At 41.0% G+C, this 26,173-nt stretch carries 20 protein-coding genes and 2 pseudogenes; 14 read left to right on the top strand and 8 right to left on the bottom strand.

The genetic code is table 11. From position 1 onward, the window contains the following. Positions 1 to 7 precede the first annotated feature (7 nt). The 5 genes and pseudogenes from IQ276_RS14405 (at position 8) to IQ276_RS14425 (ending at position 7,986) form a co-directional block, all read left to right on the top strand. Positions 8 to 2,260 carry a S8 family peptidase gene (locus tag IQ276_RS14405; protein ID WP_235115664.1) on the top strand — a complete coding sequence of 751 codons (2,253 nt, stop codon included), beginning with the start codon at positions 8 to 10 and terminating at the stop codon, positions 2,258 to 2,260. 171 nt (positions 2,261 to 2,431) lie between these two features. Beyond that, positions 2,432 to 3,739 carry a glutamate-5-semialdehyde dehydrogenase gene (locus IQ276_RS14410; RefSeq protein ID WP_193925780.1) on the top strand — a complete coding sequence of 436 codons (1,308 nt, stop codon included), beginning with the start codon at positions 2,432 to 2,434 and terminating at the stop codon, positions 3,737 to 3,739. Between the two features lie 687 nt (positions 3,740 to 4,426). After that, positions 4,427 to 5,323, top strand: coding sequence for a 2-carboxy-1,4-naphthoquinone phytyltransferase (gene menA / locus IQ276_RS14415; RefSeq protein ID WP_235115665.1), 897 nt, complete (start codon positions 4,427 to 4,429; stop codon positions 5,321 to 5,323). A gap of 117 nt (positions 5,324 to 5,440) precedes the next feature. Then, positions 5,441 to 6,551 (top strand): annotated as a pseudogene (locus IQ276_RS14420) (o-succinylbenzoate synthase). Next, positions 6,536 to 7,986, top strand: a pseudogene (locus tag IQ276_RS14425) (2-succinylbenzoate--CoA ligase). The pseudogenes IQ276_RS14420 and IQ276_RS14425 overlap by 16 nt, the downstream one beginning before the upstream one ends. On the opposite strand, the gene IQ276_RS14430 reads toward IQ276_RS14425, so the two are convergent. The 3 genes from IQ276_RS14430 to IQ276_RS14440 form a co-directional block, all read right to left on the bottom strand. Beyond that, positions 7,979 to 8,425, bottom strand: a complete 447-nt coding sequence (locus IQ276_RS14430) for an acyl-CoA thioesterase (RefSeq protein WP_193914087.1) — start codon at positions 8,423 to 8,425, stop codon at positions 7,979 to 7,981. The pseudogene IQ276_RS14425 and the gene IQ276_RS14430 overlap by 8 nt on opposite strands. A gap of 69 nt (positions 8,426 to 8,494) precedes the next feature. Then, positions 8,495 to 8,956, bottom strand: a complete 462-nt coding sequence (locus IQ276_RS14435; RefSeq protein ID WP_193914085.1) for a type II toxin-antitoxin system VapC family toxin — start codon at positions 8,954 to 8,956, stop codon at positions 8,495 to 8,497. Beyond that, complete coding sequence (locus IQ276_RS14440) at positions 8,953 to 9,219, bottom strand: hypothetical protein (RefSeq protein WP_193914083.1); 267 nt, start codon at positions 9,217 to 9,219, stop codon at positions 8,953 to 8,955. Before IQ276_RS14440 ends, IQ276_RS14435 begins: the two co-directional genes overlap by 4 nt. Here IQ276_RS14440 and IQ276_RS14445 point away from each other — a divergent pair. Beyond that, the gene (locus IQ276_RS14445; RefSeq protein ID WP_193914081.1) at positions 9,219 to 12,347 is read left to right on the top strand and encodes a GAF domain-containing sensor histidine kinase; all 3,129 of its coding nucleotides are present in this window, start codon (positions 9,219 to 9,221) and stop codon (positions 12,345 to 12,347) included. The two genes, IQ276_RS14440 and IQ276_RS14445, sit on opposite strands and share 1 nt — an antisense overlap. Positions 12,348 to 13,197: 850 nt before the next feature. Here the strand turns inward: IQ276_RS14445 and IQ276_RS14450 are convergent. The 5 genes from IQ276_RS14450 to IQ276_RS14470 all read right to left on the bottom strand — a co-directional run bounded on the left by IQ276_RS14450 (position 13,198) and on the right by IQ276_RS14470 (position 18,025). After that, entirely contained in the window at positions 13,198 to 13,932 is a 735-nt protein-coding gene (locus tag IQ276_RS14450) for a peptidylprolyl isomerase (protein WP_193914079.1), read from the bottom strand. A gap of 239 nt (positions 13,933 to 14,171) precedes the next feature. After that, the gene (locus IQ276_RS14455; protein ID WP_193914095.1) at positions 14,172 to 14,777 is read right to left on the bottom strand and encodes a helix-turn-helix domain-containing protein; all 606 of its coding nucleotides are present in this window, start codon (positions 14,775 to 14,777) and stop codon (positions 14,172 to 14,174) included. 465 nt (positions 14,778 to 15,242) lie between these two features. Beyond that, positions 15,243 to 16,361: a T3SS effector HopA1 family protein gene (locus IQ276_RS14460; RefSeq protein WP_193914077.1), complete on the bottom strand. Its 1,119-nt coding sequence runs from the start codon at positions 16,359 to 16,361 to the stop codon at positions 15,243 to 15,245. Between the two features lie 19 nt (positions 16,362 to 16,380). Continuing rightward, positions 16,381 to 17,529 (bottom strand): phosphotransferase, encoded by a 1,149-nt coding sequence (locus IQ276_RS14465; protein ID WP_193914075.1) that lies wholly within the window; start codon positions 17,527 to 17,529, stop codon positions 16,381 to 16,383. A gap of 214 nt (positions 17,530 to 17,743) precedes the next feature. Continuing rightward, entirely contained in the window at positions 17,744 to 18,025 is a 282-nt protein-coding gene (locus IQ276_RS14470; RefSeq protein ID WP_193914097.1) for a hypothetical protein, read from the bottom strand. 501 nt (positions 18,026 to 18,526) lie between these two features. On the opposite strand from IQ276_RS14470, the gene IQ276_RS14475 reads away from it, so the two are divergent. From IQ276_RS14475 to IQ276_RS14510, 8 genes are all read left to right on the top strand, one after another. After that, positions 18,527 to 19,159, top strand: a complete 633-nt coding sequence (locus IQ276_RS14475) for a response regulator (RefSeq protein ID WP_193914073.1) — start codon at positions 18,527 to 18,529, stop codon at positions 19,157 to 19,159. Between the two features lie 386 nt (positions 19,160 to 19,545). After that, on the top strand, positions 19,546 to 20,106 hold the full coding sequence (locus IQ276_RS14480; RefSeq protein WP_190879120.1) for a DsbA family protein: 561 nt from the start codon (positions 19,546 to 19,548) through the stop codon (positions 20,104 to 20,106). Positions 20,107 to 20,268: 162 nt separating this feature from the next. Continuing rightward, positions 20,269 to 20,985 (top strand): SDR family oxidoreductase, encoded by a 717-nt coding sequence (locus tag IQ276_RS14485; protein WP_193914069.1) that lies wholly within the window; start codon positions 20,269 to 20,271, stop codon positions 20,983 to 20,985. A 26-nt stretch (positions 20,986 to 21,011) separates the two neighbouring features. Beyond that, complete coding sequence (locus tag IQ276_RS14490) at positions 21,012 to 21,458, top strand: DUF6640 family protein (protein WP_193914067.1); 447 nt, start codon at positions 21,012 to 21,014, stop codon at positions 21,456 to 21,458. A 9-nt stretch (positions 21,459 to 21,467) separates the two neighbouring features. Beyond that, positions 21,468 to 22,289, top strand: coding sequence for a nickel/cobalt transporter (locus IQ276_RS14495; RefSeq protein ID WP_228042831.1), 822 nt, complete (start codon positions 21,468 to 21,470; stop codon positions 22,287 to 22,289). Between the two features lie 66 nt (positions 22,290 to 22,355). Beyond that, positions 22,356 to 24,038 carry an alpha/beta hydrolase gene (locus tag IQ276_RS14500; RefSeq protein WP_193914065.1) on the top strand — a complete coding sequence of 561 codons (1,683 nt, stop codon included), beginning with the start codon at positions 22,356 to 22,358 and terminating at the stop codon, positions 24,036 to 24,038. A gap of 39 nt (positions 24,039 to 24,077) precedes the next feature. Further along, entirely contained in the window at positions 24,078 to 24,380 is a 303-nt protein-coding gene (locus IQ276_RS14505) for an antibiotic biosynthesis monooxygenase family protein (RefSeq protein ID WP_190879128.1), read from the top strand. A 155-nt stretch (positions 24,381 to 24,535) separates the two neighbouring features. Next, positions 24,536 to 26,095, top strand: a complete 1,560-nt coding sequence (locus IQ276_RS14510; RefSeq protein WP_228042830.1) for an iron uptake porin — start codon at positions 24,536 to 24,538, stop codon at positions 26,093 to 26,095. Positions 26,096 to 26,173 lie beyond the last annotated feature (78 nt).

Below are 26,173 nucleotides of genomic sequence, written 5' to 3' on the forward strand. Positions count from 1 at the left end.
ACGCTAGATGTCCGACCCTACCTTATTGGATGCCAACTTTTTAAACCTGTTGCCTAGTGAATCTGCTGTCAATTTTCATACTGTTATTTCTAGCGGAACACCAGATGTAGGATTGTTATCTATTTCGACAACAACCAAACCCGAACTTTCTCTAAATTATGATTATGGGTTTGATGTCCTTCACCAAGCAGTAACTTTAAATTCTCAGGATACTGCTGCTGAAACACACCAAATAATAGCGGGAATTGATTATTTAACCGGACTTACAGAAGACTATGTTACTCCTGCGACTATTAGTAGTTTGAGTACAGAATCTGTTTCTTCCTCAACGACTTCCGAAAGTGATGTTACTGGTGCCAGCAGCTTTACAAATGGGCGATGGGCAACTGGACAAGGTGGATTTTGGAATGACCAAAAGTGGCTAGCTGGTGACTTCAATGGCGATGGAGAAGATGATTTAGCTAATGTCTTCAATGATAATGGTCTAGGCAGTATTGACGTTCATCTCTCTAACGGTGGCAGCTTTACAATTGAACGCTGGGGAACTGGACAAGGTGGATTTTGGAACGATCAAAAATGGGTAGTTGGTGACTTTAATGGCGATGGACTAGATGATTTAGCAAAAGTCTTCAATGATAATAATCAAGCTAGTATTGACGTTCATCTCTCCAACGGTAGCAGCTTTACAATGCAGCGATGGGCAACTAAACAAGGTGGATTTTGGAACGCTCAAAAATGGCTAGCGGGTGACTTCAATGGCGATGGACGAGATGATTTTGCCAATGTCTTCAATGATAATGGTCTAGGCAGTATTGATGTTTATCTCTCCAACAATGGGAGCTTTACAATTGGACGCTGGGCAACTGGACAAGGTGGATTTTGGAACGAACAAAAATGGGTAGTTGGTGACTTCAATGGCGATGGACTAGACGAAGTAGCAAAAGTCTTTAATGATAAGAATCAAGCCAGTATAGATGTTCATGTCTCCAACGGTAGCAGCTTTACAATGAAACGCTGGGCAACTGGACAAGGTGGATTTTGGAACGCTCAAAAATGGCTAGTGGGTGACTTAAATGGCGATGGAAAAGATGATTTAACCAACGTCTTCAATGATAGTAATCAAGCCAGTATTGATGTTCATTTATCCAGCGGTAGCAGCTTGAACCATGAGCGGTGGGCAACTGGACAAGGTGGATTTTGGAATGAGCAAAAATGGCTAGCGGGTGACTTCAATGGTGATGGACTAGATGATTTAGCCAATGTCTTCAATGATAATAATCAAGCCAGTATTGATGTTTATTTCGCCAATAACTCGCCAAATTATAACTCCATCAATGGCTATGGTTTAGTCAATGCTGCTGCTGCTGTGGCTAGAGCTATTGGTCAACCTACCTTTTCAAATATTCCCAATTTAGGTGGCAACAACTGGGGAGCAGATTTAATCAAAGCTCCGGAAGTTTGGACGCAAGGTTATACGGGTGAAGGAGTGGTCGTTGCTGTATTGGATAGTGGCGTTGACTATAACCACTCAGATTTAAGTACAAATATCTGGACAAATAGCCGAGAAATTCCTGACAACGGTATCGATGATGATGCCAATGGATACATTGATGATTTCTATGGCTGGAACTTTATTCATAACAATAACAATACTTTAGATGTTTATGGTCACGGTACTCATGTAGCTGGTACGATCGCAGCAGTTAAAAATGATTTTGGAGCTACAGGCATTGCTTATAATGCCAAAATCATGCCTGTGAAAGTATTGGGTGATGATAATCAAGGTACTTATTCTAGTATCATCAAAGGAATTTATTACGCCGTCAACAACGGGGCGAAAGTAATTAACATGAGCTTAGCTGGAACCGCTTCTGACAGTCGCTTAGAAGCAGCCGTTCAATACGCCACCAGCCAAGGTGCCATTGTAGTCATGGCAGCAGGTAACTCAGGAGGTTCAACCCCCCTATACCCCGCTTACTACGCGACAAATTGGGGTTTAGCTGTTGGAGCCGTTGACAAGAATAACAATCTAGCTGGTTTGTCTAACCAAGCCGGAACTAATTCCAGCATGGCTTATGTGACTGCGCCAGGGGTTAGCGTTTACTCTACCCTACCGAATCAAACCTACGGCTTTTATAATGGCACTTCTATGGCTGCTCCCCATGTCGCAGGAGTAGCAGCCTTAATGCTTAGTGCCAATAGGAATTTAACTGGTAGCCAAGTGCGGGAAATTATCACTCAAACTGCGGTTAACGTTTAGGGGACTGGGGACTGGGGGCTGGGGACTGGGGACTGGGAGATGAGGAGATAGGGAGATGGGGAGAGAATTTTACCCCACCACTCTTCCCACACTCCGATTCCCCAGTACCTAATCCCCAATCCCCAATCCCCATTGTTGATAGGATGAGAAAGTTGAAGGTTCTTTTGTAATATGACTATTTTCCAAGTTGGTTCTCCCCTGATAACGATCGCAGCACAAACTCGCCAAGCTGCAAGTAAGCTGGCCATTCTCTCGACTGAGGCCAAAAATCAAGCGATCGCTGCGATCGCCGTTGCTTTAGAATCAGCTAAAGATGAAATTCTCGAAGCGAATATTGCTGATTGTGAAGCCGCTACTGCCCAAGGAATTGCTAAACCGCTTTATAAGCGCTTGCAGTTAGATGAACATAAATTAAGAGATGCGATCGCTGGGGTACGAGATGTTGGTAAACTAGCCGATCCTGTCGGTAAAGTGCAGATTCACCGCGAACTTGATACTGGTTTAATTCTCAAGCGAATTACTTGTCCTTTGGGTGTTTTAGGAATTATTTTTGAAGCCCGTCCAGAAGCGGCGATTCAAATTGTTTCTTTGGCTATTAAATCTGGAAACGGCGTTATCCTTAAAGGTGGCAAAGAAGCTGTACGTTCTTGTGAAGCGATAGTCAAGGCAATTAAACAAGGATTATCTCATACTGCTGTTAACCCTGATGCAGTACAGTTGCTCACAACTAGAGAGGAAACTCTAGAACTTTTAAAGTTAGATAAATATGTAGATTTAATTATTCCTAGAGGTTCTAATTCTTTTGTCAGATTTGTCCAGGAAAATACACGCATTCCCGTATTAGGTCATGCCGATGGAATTTGTCATTTATATATAGATAAAGCCGCTGATATTTCTGTTGCAGTGCCAATTACAGTAGATGCCAAAGCCCAATATCCTGCTGTTTGTAATGCCATTGAAACTTTGCTGGTTCACTCGTCAATTGCTCAGGAATTTTTACCAAAAGTTGCTGAGGCTTTAGCAGAACGCCATGTAGAATTAAGAGGCGATGAAAGTACTTTAGAAATTTTACCGGATATCAAAGCTGCAACAAAAATTGACTGGGAAACAGAATACAGCGATTTTATTTTGTCTATTAAGATTGTAGACTCTATTGAAGATGCGATCGCTCATATTAACGAATATGGTTCTCGTCATACCGATGCCATTATCTCTGAAGATTCTGCGGCTGTGGAAACTTTCTTTGGTCTGGTAAATTCAGCCAATATATTCCACAATTGTTCCACCAGATTTGCTGATGGTTTCCGCTATGGTTTCGGTGCAGAAGTCGGAATTAGTACTCAACAAATGCCTCCCCGTGGCCCTGTTGGCTTAGAAGGATTGGTGACATACAAATATCAAATGACTGGCGATGGTCATATTGTCGCTACCTACACCGGGGCAAATGCAAAACCCTTTACTCATCGTGATTTAGTATAGATTTGAACAATATTTAACTTAACTAATTGGGAAGCATTGGAATCTTTCAACGCTGAACAATTTGCCTGCAATTATTTTTGATGCATTTTTTTTGCATTGCCAAGATAAATTGATATAAATCTTTGTACTGTACAAACAAATGGCTACTACGTGAAATAAATAGTAAATTTTTTTTAAGTTAACTTCCTAAAATGTAATTAATCGTGGTCGTATTTTTACAGGTAAGATATTAAGTTGCCATTTCAACAGCATAATATTTGCCTTGTGGTAGTGTTCCTACAGCCTGAGAAGCCAGTTGTAGCCTAAACTGCAACTTCAGTATTAGAGGATGTTTGAAAAATCATGATTGATGTATCAAATATTTTTTCCCCACCCTAACCCTCCCCTTATAAAGGCTATCGTGTATACACAAGTCTGAAGTAGTTGATGAATCGAGATTTTACCCCACCCTAACCCTCCCCTTGTCAAGGGGAGGGAACTTGATTTTCCGGTTTCCCCCCTTGATAAGGGGGGATTAAGGGGGGTAAAAGGTAAAAATTCAGCACCCAAGAGTCAAAAGTCAGAATTTATCAGGAGTCTAGTATGATTAGTATGTTCATTCATCAAATGTTCTCCTGAATCGGAAAATTCTGACACTAAAAATCTTTTGTATAAGTGATATTGTGAGCATTTAATTAATCACGAGTGATGACTACCAAGCAGATTTTATATCCCAACACTAAGTTATGGATGGCAGCGATTAAACCGCCGATGTACAGCGTTGCCATCATACCCATTTGGGTAGGAACAACAGTAGCATTTGCCGAAACTAAAATATTCAATGGGGCAATATTTTCTACTTTTGTAGCTGCGGCAATTTTAATTCTAGCCTGGGAAAATATCACTAATGATGTTTTTGATTCCGAAACAGGTATCGATCAAAACAAGCACCATTCTCTGGTGAATTTAACCGGGAATAAGCGATTAATATTTTGGTTAGGAAATTTGTGTTTAGGTTTAGGGTTGCTGGGCATAATAGCGATCGCTTTTTGGCAACAAGACCTAACCGTTATCGGTATAATTCTGCTGTGCTGCGGTTTGGGCTATATGTACCAAGGGCCCCCCTTCCGCTTAGGATATCAGGGTTTAGGCGAAATTCTTTGCTTTTTTGCTTTTGGCCCCTTAGCCGTGGAGGCAGCATATTACAGCCAAACTCAAACTTGGTCAATGACGAGTTTAGCAGCTTCCGCGATCGTCGGCATTGCCACGACTTTGATTTTATTTTGCTCACACTTTCACCAAGTTAAGGATGACATAGCCGCAGGCAAGCGATCGCCCATCGTTCGTCTCGGAACCGAAAAAGCTGCCCAACTCCTAGTTTGGTTCACAGGCAGCATTTATCCTCTCACCTTGCTGTTTGTGCTGTCAGGAATTTTTCCAGCTTGGACACTGCTAAGTTGGTTGAGTTTACCCTTTGCCGTCAAATTATGCCGCCACGTCCAAGAAAATCATCATCTACCAGACAAAGTTAGTAACTGCAAATTCATCGCCGTCGCCGTGCATTTTTGGAGTTGCTTGCTATTGGGATTGGGATTTATGCTTTAGCAACGCATTGAAGGTGTAGTATATTTTTTGGCAGTCATTTGTCCTTGGTCATTAGTGAATAACAAAGGACAAATGACTAATGACAAAGGATAAATCGCAAAGCTTTATTTTGGCGTAGTGACATACAGATTTGAATTTCGTCCTTATCGGCGAAGATTTGTGCGATCGTTGACTACTAATCACGGAAATTGGGATATTCGTGAAGGTATTATCCTGCGTCTCATCGATGAATCAGGTAAAGTCAGCTGGGGAGAAATCGCCCCCATCAGTTGGTTTGGTTCCGAAACCCTAGAACAAGCTTTAGATTTTTGTCACCAACTCCCAGCAGAAATCACAGACGAAACCATTTTCTCCATCCCAGATGAGTTACCGGCTTGTCAATTTGGCTTTGAGTCGGCGTGGGAGGGAATGGGGAGTGGGGAGTGGGGAGTGGGGAGTGGGGGGATGAGGGAGATAGGGGAGATGGGGGGATGGGGGCGATGAGGGAGATGAGGGAGATGAGGGAGATGGGGGAGATGGGGGAGATAGGGGAGATAAGTTTATAACTTCTAACTCCTCACTCCTAATTCCTAACTCTTCCCTTCCCTACAGTGTCTTACTACCAGCTGGGGAAGCGGCTTTAAGTCAATGGGAAAGTTTATGGCAGCAAGGATATCGCACGTTTAAATGGAAAATTGGTGTGAATGCGATCGCTGATGAACTCAAAATTTTTGAGTCATTGACACAGACTTTACCACCTTCTAGCAAACTGCGATTAGATGCTAACGGTGGACTCAACTATGAAGAAGCTAACTTATGGCTGTGGACTTGCGACAATCTCAAAGCGAATAAAAAACTACCTCTAGAAATTGAATTTATCGAACAACCATTACCCGTTGAACAATTTCAGGGAATGTTGGAATTGAGTATGTGTTATGCAACTGCGATCGCTTTAGATGAATCTGTGGCCACACTAGGGCAACTCATTGCTTGTTATGAGCAAGGTTGGCGAGGAATTTTTGTGATTAAACCTGGGATAATTGGATCGCCATCTCGTCTGAGAAACTTTTGCCAACAACATGAAATTGATGCTGTTTTTTCATCAGTCTTTGAAACTGCGATCGCCAGACTTGCAGCACTCCAACTAGCAGCAGAATTATCCCGAAATAACAGGGCAGTTGGTTTTGGCATCGACCACTTTTTTGCACAAGAAGATACATGGCTTCAAAGTCTATGGAAAAACCTTTAGACTGTCTTAATAACCTAGCTGAAAATGATTGGTTGATTGGTTACGACAGCCGTCATTTTAATCAATTATCTCAAGAATTATATTTACAACTAATAAATTTATCAACGTCTGAAACGCCACCAAAAATCATCTTAGCTGAACGCGAACCAGTAAAGTTTTTAGCAAGTTTTATTGCAGCTTGTGCAGCTAATTGCCCAATTTTCCTTTGTAACCCCGACTGGGGAACCCAAGAATGGCAACAAGTCCTTGATTTAGTGCAGCCAGATATTATTTTGGGAATGGGGAATAGGGAATGGGGAATAGGGAGTAGGGATTGGAAACAAAATACCACCCTTTCTCCCTCATCCCCCACATCCCCCCATCCCCCTCATCCCCCCACTCCCCACTCCCCACTCCCCACTCCCCACTAATCATGATTCCCACAGGTGGTTCATCAGGACAAATTAAATTTGCCATCCATACTTGGGAAACTCTCATCGCATCAGTAGAAGGATTTACAAAATACTTTCAGCTAAACCAAGTCAATTCATTTTGCGTATTGCCGCTATATCACGTCAGCGGTTTAATGCAATTTATGCGTTCTTTCACCACCGCTGGTAAACTAGTTATTCAACCATTTAAAGCCCTAGAATCTGGTCAAATATTGAATATTAAACAATCAGAATTTTTCATATCTTTAGTACCAACTCAATTACAAAGACTACTACAAAATCCCGAATTAACTCAATGGGTAACCCAATTTAGCACCGTTCTTTTAGGAGGTGCGCCAGCATGGAAGGAACTATTAGAAAAAGCAAGATTTCATCGCATTCGATTAGCACCAACCTATGGCATGACAGAAACCGCTTCTCAAATTGCTACCCTTAAACCAGATGATTTTTTAAATGGTAAAATTAGCAGTGGTCAGATTCTCCCCCATGCCCAGGTAACTATTTGCAACCAACAAGGCGAAAATTTAAATTCCAATCAAATAGGAAATATCAGCATTCATGCTCAATCTCTAGCCCTTGGTTACTATCCTATAATCCAAGAAAATCAGGGTAATTTCCGAGTAGATGATTTAGGTTTTTTAGACGATCAAGGCCACTTAAATATTGTCGGACGTAACAGCGAAAAAATCATTACAGGCGGCGAAAATATTTACCCAGCAGAAATCGAATCAGCCATAAGAGCAACTCAACTCGTTACTGATATTTGTGTCATAGGCATCCCAGATAAACACTGGGGACAAGCCTTAATAGCGATTTACATTCCCCAAAAATCAAATATCTCTGCCTTAAAAATCCAAACCCTACTTAAAGACAAACTCAGCAAATTTAAAATCCCCAAATATTGGATTCCCCAGCAAAACTTACCCCGTAACTCCCAAGGAAAAATTAACCGCCAACAGCTAGAAAAAATAGCGATGGAATACCTACAAAATCCCCTTAAATAACCTCTCTCGACCTTCTTCTCTCCGCACCCTCAGCGTCTCTGCGGTTCGTTTCCAACCACTGAATTATTTCATCAGATAATTCCTGCTTAATTCTACTACTCACATCAATACAAACATGCCGAGTAATAGCCTTAGCAACTAACACCTCACCCACATTAATTTCATAAGTAATTTCAAACTTATCAACACCTAATTTTTGGGGAATTAACCTAATCAATAACTTGTCCCCGACAAACATAGGACGGAAAAAATCCACACTAGCGTGAACAATGGGCAAGGCCACAGATGGATTAATAAAAAAATCTTTGAGATTAATACTCGATGCTTCTAGAGATTCCTCATAAGCTTCATGACAAATACTCAAGACATTAGCAAAATAAACTACCCCAGCAGCATCAGTATCTTGAAAGCGAACCGTGCGGTGATAAGTAAAAGACATTTTTGATAATTTGATATTCAAAAATACTAACCAATAAACTTGCTTTGCAAATTAATTTGGCGATCGCTTCTATATTAACGGCAACTGGGGAACCTGAAAATCATTAAACGAGCAAATATTGTAAGGCGAAGTACTTAAAGCTTTCACCAGCTTACCGTCGAGAGTTAGCAAAGTAGCACCTACCTGCTGTGAAAGCGCAACATAAGAACCATCGTAGGCGGAAGTTCCATAAGCCAAGGCGATACTGACTGCATCCACCATTAAATCAGCCGTGGAGACGACGCGCAAAGGGAAACTTTTGAGAGTTGCCAAATCTGCTGGCATATCAGCAACAGCATAAAGTCTGGCGCGGACATACTTCCAAATGATGTTGCCACACTCAATGTAAAACAGGTCAGGTACAAAGATTTCTGTCCGGGGATTACCAAGATGAGCAAACAGTTGATTAACTTTCGGGGTTAGTGGATCGTCAGGTATAAATTGCTTAATAGCCACACTGGCATCTACAATGCACCTAAGAGGAATAGTCATCTGTCTCGGTCTTCTCGGATTAATGCAGTACTATCAGGCCATTCCACATCAGTCCGGCGACTCTCACGACGAAGACTAATTTCCTCTAGAAGTTTTGGGACATTTTTTCGCCTTTCGTCTTCTGTAGGCTGCGTTTTTGCCTGCAAAGCACTCTGCAAGATTGTAATAACTTGAGCATCAATTGAATTATTTTCCGCTTTAGCTAACTCTTGCAGCTGTGCATATAACTCATCAGGTATGTTTAGCGTATGAAGGGTAGCCATTGATTGACCTCCCAAAAGAGTTTACTGCTAATGGTAGCATGATAGTGCTAGGAGACTCTGAACCAGTGAATACGCCACTGCAAATTATCGGAGAAAATTTGAATGGCGATCGCCTTGACGTTAAACAAAATGACGAGGAATTGGCGGTGAGTGCTTGGTGCATCAATACGGACAACACCGAATTACAAGAAGCACGAGTCGCACAACTCGAAGCCCAAAATCGTCTGTTAGAAAACCGCGATCGCATTTTAGAAGCCACCACAACAGCGGTCAATGCTTTACTGACCATAGAAAACTTCGATCGTGCGGTGAATACTGCCTTAAAAGTCATTGGGGAAAGTTTGGATTGCGATCGCGTTTCAGTCATCGAGAATTTTGCTCATCCATCTCAACCCTTACACTGCTGGAAGATGTTATACGAATGGGATTCACCTGATACAGTGTCCCAAATCTCTCACCCTGATGAAGCCCAAGGAAGCTATGAAGAGGGAGGGATTGCCGAATGGTATGAGCGCATTAAGCAAGGACAAAACCTTAGCTATCTTCTAGAGGAAATGCCTGAACCGTTTCGCAGTGGGCAAGCTGCACTCGGTGTCAAGGTATTGCATGTTGTCCCGATTTTTGTCGAAGGTCAGTGCTGGGGAGTATTTGGTTTTGATGACTGTCGTGAGGCCAAGCGCCGGGGATCGGCGGAACTAGCCTTACTCAAAACTGTAGCCGCTTGTATTGGCAGTGCAATTGCGCGTCAACGCATCCAGCAAGCCGAACAAAAACGCACCGTAGAACTGGCAAAAGTTAATCAAGAATTGCAACAACGCGATCGCTTACTTTCTGTAGTTGCCCAAATTACTAAAAACCTACTGGAAACTGAGGATATTGATGTAGCAATTCCAACTGCTCTGCAAGCGATCGGACAAGTCGCAAATATCAGTCGCGTCCAACTCATCCTCGAACGTCAAAACCCAGCCACACAAAAATTACAACACTGGGTTACCTATGAATGGGTAGCTGAGGGAATTACACCCCAGATCAATCATCCCACTATGGCAGCGATCGATAATGATGATGCCGAGGTGATGGTAATAGAACTACATGCAGGTCGTTCTATTTGGCGTATAGTTGACCATTTACCTGATACCATCAGAGTGCAGTTTGAATCTATTGGTGTAAAATCCTCTGGGGGAGTTCCATTATTCATTGAAGGGCGTTACATCGGCTGTGTTGCCTTCGATGATTGTCTTACCCCTCGTCACTGGAGTCAGCAAGAAATTGATGTACTCACCGCTGCTGCTGAGGGCATTGGAGCAGCTTTACACCGCAAACAGTTAGTTGAGCGCTTGATTACAGAACGCGCCAGATTTGCTGAAGAACGAGTTGCAGAACTGTCTAAAGCCAACACAGCACTTAAAAATAGTCTCGATCGCCTCGCCGCCGACTCCGAACTCGATACCTTTCTCGGTCATGTGATCTTAGAAATTAAACATCAACTAAGTGCCCAACGCGCACATCTATTCCTCTACGATCCTCCCTCCCATACACTGCGCTTGCATTTGGGTTCTGAGACAGATGAAGTACTGCCCAAAAATCAACTACAAGACATCGAACCTTTCCTAGATCCCATTCCCGCAGATATTACCGGCGCTTGGAAAATCATGGTGCAAACAAAACAACCGCTGGAATTTGCAATTTGGGAAAACGCTCATCCAGAACACTGGCCTGTAGCCTTGGAGTGGCATCGCACACGAGGACATCAGACAGCTATGTGTATTCCCCTGATTTTGGGTGACATAGCCTTGGGTTTCTTGGGGTTGGCATTCCAGCAAAAAGCTACCTTGAAACCAGAAGATTTTGAATTAGCCCAAGCCCTGGCACATCAGGGAACACTGGCGATTCAACTGACTAGATTGGCAGAAGAGGCAAAACAAGCCGCTATCCTCAAAGAACAAAAAAAAGCCGCAAAAGAGCAGATTGCCGAACTAGTAAGAGCCAACGAATCACTCCGAGGCTGTGTCAATCGCCTGGCAGATGAACCAGACTTAGAAACATTTTGGGAACATATTCTGCTAGAAGCCTCCGCCCAAGCCAAATCCTATGCAGCCGCACTGTTCCTCTACAACGAAACCTCCGATACAAAAATCATGAAACGATATGTCCGAGAGGGACGAGTGCTTCCCATTAAGACATCCGCTGAACTAGAACAATTTAGAGTGCCTGTTACAGGTAATCTTCTTTCTTTTTGGAAAGAAGCGCTTTTGAGAGGCGAGGCGATTTTCTTTAATTTGGATGACTGGAATCAACAGGTTGACTCTGGAATTAAGTGGCATCGTAGTCAAGGACATCGTTCTATCGTCCGCGTACCGTTGATTCTGGGTTCTCGCCCCCTGGGTTTTATTGGTTTGTGTTTTCGGGAACCAAGGACTAGCTTACCCGAAAATATTGAACTGATTATGGCGTTGGCACAACAAGCAACATTAGCGATTCATTTGACCCATTTAGGCGAACAGAGCCGCCAAGCTGCGATTTTGGAAGAACGCAACCGCATGGCACGAGAAATCCATGATACCCTGGCTCAAGCCTTCACAGGCGTAATTGTCCAGTTGGGTGCTGCCTCCAGGATAGTTCCTAGCGAATTGGCAGAGGTGCTTGCACACATCACTCAAGCGCGGGATCTGGCTCGTGAAGGACTTGCCGAAGCACGGCATTCGGTGAATGCTCTGCGTCCCCAAATTTTAGAAACTAGCAATTTACCTAAAGCTTTTAACCGTTTCGTTGCCCAGATGTCTGCTTCTATTGATACCCAGATAATTTGTAATATTATCGGCGAGATATATCCCCTATCGGTAGATATCGAGAATAACTTACTACGCATTGGGCAAGAAGCATTGACAAACGCTATTAAATATGCGTTTGCAAGTGAAATCAAGATTGAACTGGTTTACGAACCGACGCAATTTATCTTGCGAGTCAAAGATAATGGACAGGGATTTGACACAGATAGTTTGTCTACTGTTAAAGGTTTTGGATTGATGGGTATCAAAGAACGTAGCGATCGCACCGGCGCACACTTGACAATCCAAAGTATTCCAGGGGAGGGAACGGAAATTACAGTATTAATTAACCGAGGTTAACAATAACACCAAAAAAATTATTGGCACTGCATATAATTAATGCGATCGCTCCATCTATAGCCGTAGTCACATAGGTTAGGACAATAGACCTCTTGCATAAATCACAAAATTTGAACCTTAAAGAGCCAAAGCTAAGCTTTGTCTCCCGTCCCCTTAGCAAGAGGAGGGGAGCGTTTCGGCTTTGAAGTGCAGTATTTAAATCTGATTCCAGAGACTTGAAATCTGAATATTTCTCGCTTGTGGTAACGAATATCGTTCTTTGTCGGAACGTTTTTTAATACTTTGGTAGTGTTTTCAACAGTTATCAGTTATCAATTATCAGTTAATTTGTCCGTTGGGAGTCAGAGTCCCCCACGAATATACAGCAGATTGCAAAGGAGTGAGGTACAGATAATCGTAGGGAACATGGCTGTGCCCCTACCCGTGTACTTCATTTACCTCAAATACGCTGTAAGTGGCGTGTTTCAGTCGGGGCTAAATCTCCGACTGAAACGGTGATACAGCAGATTGCGAGTTGGTGAGGTACAAAAATACCCCACCCTAACCCTCCCCTTGTAAAGGGGAGGGAACTAGATTTCTTTTTCCCCTCTTTCTAAGGGGGGATTAAGGGGGGTAATTCACCGTAGCCCCAAGCAAGAAAAGGGTGTACTTCATTTACTTGCAAAGTGCTGTAACTGTTCATTGTTCACTGTTCACTGATTTAATGCTATCTTTCGCGGCTACACATACAAAACCCACCTACGTGGATTTAAAACCCTTGATTTGTCTCTCCTAATTTTGATGCCAAAAATTCATCAGTTTCTCTAACTTGTAGGAGAAATGTTCCGCGACTGTAGAATTGATGCTGAGGTCATATCTGCAACACAATTTTAACTTCCTCAAGTTGTTGCTTTAACCAAGCATAAAACAAGTTTTCTAGAATCTTACAGCGCAGTGGTTCGTTTAATTGAGGTTGAATGATTTCTTCAACCCAAATGAGATGGACTCCTTTCTGTGTGACAATTGGCTTGAGTATCTGCGGCGGATTGGCAGTAAAGACACAAGCTGCAATCTCCGGACTAAAGTTGCTACGGTATCGTATCCCGCAATATCCGCCGGCGCAGCGCAGTTCTGGTTCTTGTATATATTGGCGGGCAATATCTTGGAAGAAGATTTCGTTTTCTTGCAGTGCATAAAACAGTTCCCAAGCCAAGTCTTCGTCATCTAAAACAACTTCATAAGTAACAGCTGCGGTGTAATTGAGCCTATGTTCAAGAAAGAAGGGTTCAACTTGCTTTGCAAATAAATAATTTGCTAACTTTACAGAGAGTAAGTAAAATTGTGCTAATTCTTTGAAGTCATTTAAAGAAAGATAATGTTTTTCTAACCATGCTCCAGTATCTTTAGCTTTGATAATATTTTTTGCTAATCGTATGTTGTCTGCTGCCTGCTGAAGCTCTGCTCTCTCAATTTTTATACCTGCTTGCTCGGCAGCATCGACAATAATTTTACGAGTAGCTATTGCTTCAATGATATTTGGAATTTGGCAGGAAAGTTTGATTTGATAAATGATATCTTTTTCAGAAAAAATTAAAAGTTTTATCATACTTAAATTCTTTAATTAAAAAGTATTTTTTGATTATTATGAAATTAATTTTCAGAGTCATAAACAGCCTGTGAAGTAATTAATTTTATTAATTATGGCAAGTAAATTAATGCTGTTTGCCAATCATAATCACTTAATCTATAAGCTTATTCAAAAGTTACACATAAGGTTTGGGTAAGTTCATAAGCTAACTGGTGATGTGAAATTACTGAGAGCATTTACTCCGTTTTACAACAGAATTATTGATTGGAATTAATGAAATTTAGTGGCAATTCAAAAGTATTAAATTCACAGTTCAATTCTAGGTCATTTACCATAATTTCAAAATCCTGATGATAATCAGGATTTTGTTTAGGGTTATTGTTTCTTTGCTTCGTGGACAGTCCCATTTGTTTGAGCAGACGGCTGATGTGGCGCTCGGTAATTTCAATCCCAATTTCACTTGCTAAATGTTTGCTTAACCATTGTGCCGTCCAGCTTTGAAATGGATAGCCATACTCACGAGGGCTATGACTTACTAATTCCTTCAAGCGCTCGATATATTGCTCGTTAACACTCTTTGGTCTGCCTATCTGTTGCTCCTGCCATTGGTGAGCTAAACCAGCTTTTGCTACACCACTCCAATATCTCGCCATATGGTAGGAACAGCCTAATATCTTACAAATTTGGGTTGGAGATTTACCTTGATCTGCCAACAACATAATTTCGATACGACGACGGTATTCTGGTTGTAAATTTGCTTGTATATTCTTCAGCAATTTTTTTTTCTGAAAATGGGTTAAAAATTTGCTTGTATTAGCTTTGTAGTTTTCAATGTCTTGAAACTCGTTAATATTCTGTGACATAAATACTCTATAATTCATCCAATTTAAATATGATAAATTGATATTTTGGCAATCAATGGTATTCAATGAATTTGCTTAAAATATGTTCTTTGAAACAAGATTAACACTAGTATTAGTTATAAATTTTATGTGCTATTTATAACTGGAACGCAGTTTAATTGAAGTTAATAGCTTTGCTAAATAGCAAAATTATTCATCTATTTGGGTAGCTTCAATCTTAGTAAAGTACTTTTGACAATTACAGCTATAAATAGTAGTAAAACCATATTTTAATATTTTTTTATTTTTCTATCTCTAGGAAGATTTAATTTTTAATTTCTTAGTTAATAAATAGATAAAATCTTCTAGCCATAGCAAATTATTGATTTTATCTCTAAAAAAGATTCCTTGGCATAAACTCAATAATTTATACCAAGTAAAATCAAAGCTAATAATCATAAATATGCAATTTAGTTAGTCCACAATTTATAAATCTAATGGTATGTAAATATCCTGAGAGTTGGAATTGAGGTAAGGAGAGTGCAATTCAATTCCGTGTAACGCGAATTGTTTAATAATCAGAGCCATCCGATTTTCTGTTGATTCGTCTCCTTGTTGCCAAGCTTCTAGCAAACTATGGGTAACAATTTGACAGCGGTTTAAACCAAAACTTTCTTTGGCAGTAAATTTATTATTTGGTTCTTCTGCTAGAGCAAGTCCTGGTGCTAGAAATTTTGTAAATAGTGGCACTTGCTCTCTAAAATGCGACTTATACTTTACGTACAGCGTTCGCAACACCTGCCAAATGATTGGGTAGTTGCTTTTGTCAAAGTAAAGCACGGCTGTATCGTAGCGATCGTAGTCCGAAGGATTGTATAGCGCTTTGAAAGTGAAGGGAATAAATCTAGTATTTAGTTGGGATGTTAGGCTGCCCATGACAGCAACTGCACCTTCGGGGCTTAAATTAAAGTAGACACGTACAAGCTGTGAATCGATCACTGTATCATCATCATTTGACAAACCAGCATTACCAACTGCTATGTAAAAACCGTTTTGTACTAGATTAGGGGGCATTTTGATGCTAACTAGGTCACCAGCAGCCCATTTTTCTGTATCTTGAAGATGGCGCTCTGGCTCGATCTGCAAAGTCAACCCGCCTTTTTTGACTACTAAATTACCATTGCTCCCTTCTCTAAGTACTTGCCAACGAGGTTCAAAATAACCTTCACCTTTATTAGACAAGTGCAGTTGATTGTAAAACTCTTCATCTACTCCCAGAAAAGTATTGTTCTCTAAATTCTGACTATTTTTTGAATGTATAGCCTCTGTATTTAGAGCAAGAATAGTTCGTCCAGCGCCATTATAATATATGCTGTAGAGAAAATTGCACAGTTGGGAATTAAGAAATTTGTTTTGGAGGTTTACTGGTAATTGGTCAAAGCGAGATACTGCCTCATCTGGAAGTTTTAAGGGTTTGTAATCTGGATGGCAAATACAAAAGCGAGATTGAATCTCAACCTTACTAGCTATATCTTCCAAAGTTGCTAGTAATGTCTGGCTTGAATTGTTGAAGATGTGCAATGTATGTGAATTTAGCAATCGCATAATTTTTTTAATTAGATAACTACAAAGCTGCCATACCAAATACAGTCTGGATTGATTGTTCTGGACGGCACAACAAAGTTTTGGCAACCTGAAGCATACAAATCTCTAAATTTCCGAAGGTTTTTTGATGCTGAAGTGTTGCTAGAATTGCCTGAATTAAGGCTAGTCCAGAAAATTGCACAACTCGCAACCAAAAATCAGGACGGCGCTCCAAAATTTCTGAAAAGTTATTTAAATAAGCGTTTGTCATAGCAGCTAGCGAAGGCTGGAGGAGTTCTAGGGGAGTTGTGGCTAGGTGCAAAGACTCTTCAATGGCTATGCTTTTACTAGTAATCAAGCCATACAACCAGATTTGCAGATAACTAGCAATGAGTGTTCCTAAATCGCTAGCTGGATCTCCCCAACATGACATTTCCCAGTCAATCAGGCGAATAATACTGTCAGTCGGTATCGATGCTGGAGAAACTGCTTCTTCCCAACTATTGGATAGTAGGATATTATTCAGTTTCAGGTCGTTATGAATCACACAACAGGGTTCTATAATATTGCTCAACTCTGCGATCGCCTGTTTCAAACTAGAGTAGCGCTGATAAAGCGTAAAGAATTTCAAAGCATCATCAGGATACTTGCCAAAAATTTCTGGAGTCAGTTGTTCCAAACTAACAAGCATCTTAAAAGCTGCGTTGCTAAATGCTCCTGTGCCAGATTCAAACACTTCCTGATAGTCTCGACGGTCTAAAGTCAAGCGATGAATTGAGGCAACTATTGTACCAATCGCGGTTGCAACAGCAGTAGGAAAGATGTTCTCTTTACTGTAGAAATATGCCAAATCCTGATAATCTTTGAGATAATCAAAAACAATAATTGAATTTTCGACATCAAAGTAAATAGCTTCCGAAAATGAGGAACGAATATCCTGAAATTCTGAAAAATTTTGTAGCAGCTTTTGAAATTGCCACTCTTTCAACAATTCACCTGCCGTTTGACCTTGACGGTTGTGAGGCTCTTGCTTAACTAGAAATTTACGACCTTCTGGCAAGGTAAGTAATAAATTAAAGTTTTTAGCAGGTTTTAATTCAATCTTAATTCTAGACCTGCTTTTTTCAGTACAGATACCTTTGTCGAACAGGTATTCAAAAACATTTTTATTACTTAATAAAAATGTCATGATTTTAGACCTCCTTTTAGCTTGAAACATTGTCAATCAAAAGTTAGCCTGTCATTGATGATGAGGACGATTAATCAATGAGTTGACTAGTCACACAATTAATAAAGCAGGATTAAGCCTTGAATTTCTTTATCCTGCTCATTAGCTAAATTGAACAGGATTCAGCTTTTGATGATTGAATCCTATTCAATAGTGAGATACAAACTATCCAGCATTATGCAGAAGGAGTAGTACCGCCACCAGTACCGCCACCAGTACCGCCACCAGTACCGCCACCAGTACCGCCAGCAACAGCACTAAATGACTTCGCTATGGAGACAAGACCATTTACTGCATAGAGATTTAGACCATACTCCAGCAACTTATTGATGTCGGCTCCTTCTCCTCCTCGCAAAGCCATAGCATCTGTATCAGCTAGGTCTTGCAGAAAACTTTCAGAATCTATAAACAGTTTGGAACCAGTAGGATTCAGTACAGAAGCTTTGATGTTTTCCATTACTTTAATCTCCTATGAAACGTAGAGAAAGTAGTAGTCTCTGTGTGAGATCAAGCTTTGATTACTTAACCTTACATTTGCCATTATTACTTGCTTAAATTTAATTTTCAACTCTATTCAATTGATTGATTCGACATTAACTGACTAATTATGTCTTGGTCGAGTTTCTAAAATTTAGCAGGCAATTTATATCTAGATTTAATTTTTGTCTTAATTTACGTAAAAATATTCTCAAACATGAATTTTTACGAGTAAGTTTAAGGAAATGTTGAGATAAATGGTTAATCTTACCACAATCTGCCGTTGGGGCTTTTAGTTGTAACACTTTTGTTTATGCGTTTGTAATACTTTCGCCAACAGTGTCCGGTACTTGCCTCATTTAATCCTGATACTATTTATAACTAGCTTTCACACCTATATCGATCGCAGACAAATTTTAGAGACATAATTAGACAAGTTTTGTCTTAATCCAAAATCTCAAATCTAAAATCCAAAATTGGTATGACCCCGCAAAACCCAATCAGCATCTTGATAGTTGACGATCATCCCGTTGTTCGTCAGGGTTTAGCCGCAATGATCGATCGCGAACCAGATATGACAGTTATCGGACAGGTTTGTAATGGGCGTGAGGCAGTTGCAGCATTTCGTCAACATCAACCTGATGTCACACTCATGGATTTGCGGATGCCAGAAATGGATGGAGTTGCAGCTATTACCGCCATCTGCAACGAGTTTGAAAATTCCCGAATTATTGTGCTGACTACCTACGACGGTGACGAAGACATCTATCGCGGACTCAAGGCTGGGGCAAAAGGTTATTTGCTCAAAGATGCGGAACCGGATGAACTACTCGCAGCCATTCGCGTTGTTAATACTGGACAGAAGTACATTCCCGCTTCGGTAGGAGCCAAACTAGCAGAAAGGGTAGGTATACTGCAACTAAGCAAACGAGAACTAGAAGTAATCCGCCTCATGGCTACTGGCAAAACTAACCAAGAAATTGGTGCTGTTTTGCAGATATCAGAGGGTACTGTTAAGTACCATGTCAATAATATTTTGAGTAAATTGGGAGTTAGCGATCGCATCCAAGCAGTGATTACAGCCCTCAAGCGGGGAATCGTCAGCCTTGATTGACACTCCCCGGCGTGAACGCACGGGGATTCTTGAATGGTAGGTTTATTGACGCCGCGCTGTACTAGCCATAAGTTATGGAAATTCCCTCATTTTTAGACCAAGCAAATCCTGACCTTTGTAGATGCTAAAAACTTTAACTTTAGTATAGGGACAAAGTTTGGCTGATTCTATAAAGTAAACCCATCTAGCAAATGCAAGATACAGCGGATTTAGAAAAAAGTGAACTACACAACCGAAGTCTCAGTAAAGCGTTTTACTTCTGAATTCTGACTTCTGAATTCAGAAGTCAGAATTCTGTTGTCAAAGCTTTAGCGCAGACATATTAATCAGGAGGATTTTTCACCAGACTTTCACAGCATTCTGATTTTCCTCCACAGGGGTTTTCCATGAGTCAGATAAACGATAACAACAGATTGATCGTACCGATTTCACAACGCGATCATACTCAAGGAGCGATGGATGCCCCTATAGTGCTGGTTGAGTATGGCAATTATCAATGCCCTCATAGTAATGAAGCTCACACAATTATCCAACAAATTCAACAAAGAATTGGCCACAAACTATACTTTGCATTTCGCCATTTTCCCCAACCCCAAATCTATCCCCAATCCCAAAAAGCAGCTGAAGTAGCCGAAATAGCTGCCGAGCAGGGTAAGTTTTGGCAAATGCACGACACTCTATTCAAGTGTCAAAATTTACTAAATAACGGTTATCTAGTAGAGTACGCCCATCAATTGGGACTCAACGTCCCTCAATTCCTGCGCGATATGGCAAATCACATCTATGCTGACCGTGTAGCTGAAGATTTTCAGAGTGGTATACGTAGCGGTGTTAATAGTACACCTGCATTTTTCATCAACAATGTACGCTATCAGAATGAATGGAATATTGAGAGCCTCTTAGAAGCACTTCTCAAAGCAGAAAAGCGCTGCGATCGCACACTGTAATTTATCAAGAAAAAATCATAAGTCTTAAAACATCGTTAGCGGTACAAACTTCTCCTTTGAATACATCATCTATCCAGTTTTAAAGGATGCTGTGATTGGTCATCTCGCAGTAGAAATCTGACATTTTGTTAATAATTCATCCTACAATCACCAAACAAACATATGGACTTAAAAAATAAAGTTGCTATCATCACAGGTGCTAGCAGTGGTATTGGCGAAGCAACCGCTTACGAATTAGATGCCGCAGGTATGAGCCTTGTTCTCACAGCTAGAAATAAAGATAAACTTCACCAACTCGCTAGCAAACTCAGCAATGCTACCTTTGTTGCCAGCGAAGTCACAGATTCCGACTTACCCAAAAGCTTATTAGAGACGGCAGTTAATTCCTTTGGTCGAGTAGATGCACTTGTAAATAATGCCGGCGTCATGGTTGTGGGTACCGTTGAAACCATTGATATTGAAGAAATTTGTCAAATGGTTCGTATTAATGTAGAAGCTGCATTTCGGTTGGCATATTTCTTTGCAAAGCATTTCAAACAACAGAGTAATGGGTTTATTATCAATCTTTCTAGTATTTCAGGAACAACCAACTATCCCACTATGGCGGCTTACTGCGGTACGAAACACGCCATTGAATCTTTCACCGATTGCCTACGCTTAGAATTAGCAGGCAGTGGAGTTGGTGTCAGCTGTATTGAACCAGGAAAAGTAGCAACAAACCTCTATCAGAGCTGGAGTGACGATCAAAAGCAAATGGTAGCGATCGCACAGCCGCTTGTTGCTGAAGATATTGCTAGAGCTATTCGTTTTATACTCGAACAACCAAGTAACGTAAATATCGGTCGTCTGTTAATTACACCGGCTCATCAGTCGGCATAAATTCAACACTCATAATGGTGAATACCATGTCAAAAGGAAAACTGAGTCGGATTTTACTGTCTGTGGTAATTGTGAATACATCTGTGGTTTCTGTGGCTGTAGATTGGAACACCAGCCATATCTTTAACCCAACTTGGGTACCTCATGCTCGGTTTCATGATGTGGTGATGTTGTGGTTACTGGCTAGTTTATCCGTAATTGCCCTCTGGTTGCTTTGGCGGCGATCGGCAGAGTCACAAGTCAGCACTACAATTGCAACTTTGGTTCCTGTGCTTTTCTGGGCACCATTTTTCTTCACAACTTTACTGGTTCCTGGCACCAGCTTAAGTGCAATGCCTGATGAACCCTTACCCATAATTGCTGGGATCACAATTTATCCCAACGTTGTGATTGCTACCATTAACGAAATTTTGGCGGCAATTGGTTATTGGCTCTACCGCAGTCATCAAGAGACTTATAAAAGAGAGATATAACTAATTCTTATGCTCCCATTACACCGCCAATGGATGTCTTACCTTTGGGCAATAGTATCAGGAATATTTGTCCTATTCACAGCCAAACCTGCGATCGCTCATATTGGACATGGTGAATTTTTTACCAAAACGCTGATTCATCAACAGCTAACTCCAACTTTGGTGATTACCGGATTTGGTATCGCCTTTCTATTTGGAGCCGGACATGCCCTTTCACCCGGACACGGCAAAACAATGGTGGCTGCCTATCTTGTCGGATCGCAGGGAACGCCACAACAGGCAGTGTTATTGGGTCTAGTTACAACTATCACTCATACACTGGGAGTTTTTATCCTGGCAATTGTGGCATTGGTGGCTTCACAATACATCGTCCCAGAAACCCTTTATCCAATTCTCAGTTTACTCAGTGGTCTAACTGTATGTGGAGTAGGCTTTTGGTTGCTCGATCAACGTCTTGATGCTCATGAACATATTCATAAATATGATGACCATCACAGCCATCACCACCATCACCCACCGAGCAAATCTGTCTCAACCCGATCGCTAATTGCATTGGGTATCGCTGGGGGAATTGTACCTTGTCCATCAGCACTGGTTTTGTTGTTGAGTGCGATCGCTTTACATCAAGCTGCTTATGGAGTGGTGTTGATTAGTGCATTTAGTCTGGGATTAGCATCAGTGTTGGTAGCTATTGGGTTAGTTGTCGTTTATGCTCATCAATGGATAGATCGCTTACCCAATAGTGCCAGATGGCTGCAAAAGTTATCGATGGTCGGTGCAGTTGCTGTGATTGTAACAGGTGCGGCTATAACAGCGATCGCTGTGATTTAGAGCGATCGATTCAGCATTCCAATCTATTTATCTACAACCTCATAAATCCCACCGCATCAATCTCTCATGTGGAAAAAAACTATTTGCTACTTTTTCGGCACAATCTCCAGTATTGCCATTACTACCCCCACATTAGGAGCAGACCGCATTGAATTTAATTATCCGCCTTTTGGTGACTTTGATATTGCCACACAAGACTTAGAAGTGTTTGCCAACGAAGGAAAAATTACCAAAGACTTTGCTTTTTATGCCAATCGTGCTAACCCAGAGCAATTAGCTCAGATGCGAGAGTTTCTGAGAACAAAATTTCAAATTTCTCCCACTGTTATATCGCAATTCACCTATTCTCCTATCGGTGAAAAAATGCTGCAACGCTTTGGAGAATTGCTGCAAACGCAAAATAGAATAAATGGTTTTTATGCTCTGCGTTCTGCTTTAATATTATCTGCTGCCAGTCCTGAAGGATTGACTGTGATGAATATCGTTAAAAAATATTCCACTCCTAGTATTCGTCTCAATTTTTCAGAAACTATGCAGATAATGGGGCAGTTATCACAACTGCTACAAAAAAGAGATATAGTTGTTTCTGAAATTCAAAAAATATCACTTCAAGAAACTACCAATCTTCCACCCATAGATTTTGCTCAAAAACCAGATATTCGTCAACGTGGTGAATTTAATTCTACAAAAATTACCTTAACCTTACACGATCGCTCTCGTGATGGGCAGTCAAAAACTGTTGTAGAACGGAAATATGATGTCGATGTTTACTTACCCCAACCGAAATCAGCAATCACACCAAAACCTTACCCGGTAATCGTGATTTCTCACGGTTTAGCAGAAGACCGCAATAGTTTTGTTTATATAGCTGAACACTTACACTTAGCATCATACGGTTTTGCCGTCGCTGCTCTTGACCATCCTGTTGCTAACTCTAAACAATTTCAACAATTTTTAGCCGGAATTGCTAGTCCTCCCAAACCCACAGAATTAATTGACCGTCCTTTGGATGTCAAATATCTTTTAGATGAACTCCAACGTCTGAACGAAACTGACTCCAAATTTCAAAATAAATTAAACCTGCAACGAGTCGGTTTAATAGGACATTCACTTGGCGGTTATACAGCTTTAGCATTGGCTGGAGGAAGTTTTGATTTTGCCAAAATTCGCCAAGAATGTAATCCCAATCGTTCTTTAAATATTTCTAGCTTTTTACAATGTCGTGCCAACGACCTCAAACCTGATAACTATTCCATAAAAGACGATCGCATTAAAGCGATTATGGTGATGAATCCTTTGAATAGTGTTTTGTTTGGAAAACAAGGCATCAGTAAAATAGCAATTCCTGTAATGATGGTGGCTGCTAGTCAAGATATATTCACCCCCGCAGTTCCCGAACAAATTCAACCTTTTTCTCAGTTACCTAGCAAAGATAAATACTTGGCACTGATTGAAAATGCCACTCACTTCTCTGTACAATCAGATTTACCAAGCAGCGAAACAGTTATCCCTGTACCGGAAGGATTGCTAGGGCCTGATAGAAAAAGTGTTTATTCTTATATGAATGGTTTGGGAGTGGCTTTTTTCCAAACTCATCTTAGCGATCGCCAAGAATACAAATCTTATCTAACCGCTTCCTATGGTCAATTTATCAGTCAAGCACCCACAAACTTGAGTTTAGTGAATTCCGATGGTGGAGAAGCGATATCCCAACTGTTAAATCGGGTTTATCAAACTCCATCGAATTAACAGTTAAACAGAGAATAGTCTGCAATAATTTCCAATTTTATGATTACTTTCGTGAACATTTTTACCGTTAATCATGGCAAACAGGAAGATGCATTTCAACGCATTCATCAGATTTATACCGAAGTGGTGCAATCTCAGCCTGGTTTTTTGGATGCTCAATTACTCAAAAGTGACGATGGTTCCAAGATTGCGGCAATTGCTCACTGGGAATCAGCAGCCCAGATTGATGCCTTGAGACAGCATCCCCGATTTCAACAGCTTCACGATGAGGTGTTCTATGAAGCGATCGCCAAGGTTGAACCTCACGTTTACAGTAGCGCTTTTGAAGTCGTTGCTGTTTGAATCTTTTTTGCTGAAAATTGGGGGTAAATGCAGTTCCATAAAAGTGATTCCTAGACAAGTCATGAGTCACAATTATCATTTACTGTAGTCTGCAACATCGTGCAATTCTTCTAGTTCGACGGTTAATCTCTTTGAATTCTGCAATGCTCAAATTTATGACGCTGCTACTCCTCAGCAGCACGTCCATTATTGCTAGTCCGATGATTTCACCTGCCCTACCTTTAATTGAAACGCCCTCCAATAATTCAGAAATAGAGGTGGCTCAAGTCACTTCTGTTAGCCAGTTTTTGGATGTGCAACCAACCGACTGGGCATTTCAAGCACTGCGATCGCTTGTTGAGCGATACGGTGTCATTTCGGGTTATCCTGACGGTACATATCGGGGTAATCAAGCAATCAGTCGATATGAATTTGCGGCAGGATTAAATACAGTTCTGGAGCAAATTAATAGACTTGTTGCTGAGGGAAAAGCAAATATCATTTCCCAAGACGACTTAGCGGTATTGCAGCGACTTCAAGCCGAATTTACAGCAGAGTTAACTACCTTACGAAAGCAAGTCAATCAGTTAGAAACTCGCTCTAGTTCACTAGAAGCAAATCAGTTTTCTAGCACGACCAAACTAGGAGGTCAAGTCATCTTAGCGATGAATGCAGGCGGATTTGATAGCGATCGCATTATTGCTCCCAGAGGCGCTGAGATTACGGAAAATGACCCCAATGCGACTTTGATCTACAGAGTTACCCTCAACCTGAACACTAGTTTTACAGGTAAGGATTTACTGCAAGTTAGATTGGTGACTGGCAGTGACAGTGCTGATGATAACGCAGCTGGCTTCCTTGAACCCAACTTAGGCAGTACTCTAGAATTCTCAATTCCCGGTCGAAATGGACAATTGAGCGTTGCTCGTCTGTATTACACTTTTCCTTTATTTGACGATGTGAGTGTGACCCTCGGCCCATCAATTACAGCCCCTGATTTTGTAGACAAAAATCGTTATGCTAACGTCAGTTTTCTAGATTTTTCCACTCAAGCTTTAGTCAATAACTTCATCCTATTTCCTAGAGCCAGAGGTGCTGGTGCTGCCATTGATTGGAATCCAGGTAACAGCGCTTTACATTTACGAGCAGTATACATTGCTGGAGATTCAGAAAATGCCCTCCCAGAAAATGCCCAAGTTTTTGGAGGTGGTAGACCTGAAGATATTCGACTATTTCCTGTCGGGGGTGGAGGAGCCGATGGAGGCTTATTTGGCGATCCTTATCAAGGAATTATTGAATTAGAATATGCGCCGAGTAAAGCCTTTACCCTGCGTCTGCAATATAGCGGTGGTAGGGTATTTGGTAGCGATTTTGATGCTTTAGGGGTAAATTTTGAACTAGCATTGAGCGATCGCTTAGGTGTGTTTGGGCGATATGGCTATGGTTCTTACCCCAACACAACCGTAGGGGATATTAACCCTAATTATTGGATGGTAGGGTTGGCATTTCCAAATTTATTTGTTGAGCGAGCGATTGCAGGAATTGCCATCGGTCAGCCATTCATTGAAAACGCTGTGGGTAATGCTACTCAGACTAATTTTGAAGGCTTCTATAATTTTCCACTAAATGACCAAATCCGAATTACACCGTTGATACAAGTCATTAATAACCCTAGTAATCAAGAATCAAACGGCACAATTCTCACTGGCACAGTGCGGACTGTTTTTTCATTTTAAGAAGATGTTTAAGAAGTAAAAAAGCTCTCTTCAATAACTTTTTTACTGGATACCAAGAATTACGAATTCCGATGGAAA

The organism is Desmonostoc muscorum LEGE 12446 (assembly GCF_015207005.2).
Classification (GTDB): Bacteria; Cyanobacteriota; Cyanobacteriia; order Cyanobacteriales; family Nostocaceae; genus Nostoc; species Nostoc muscorum.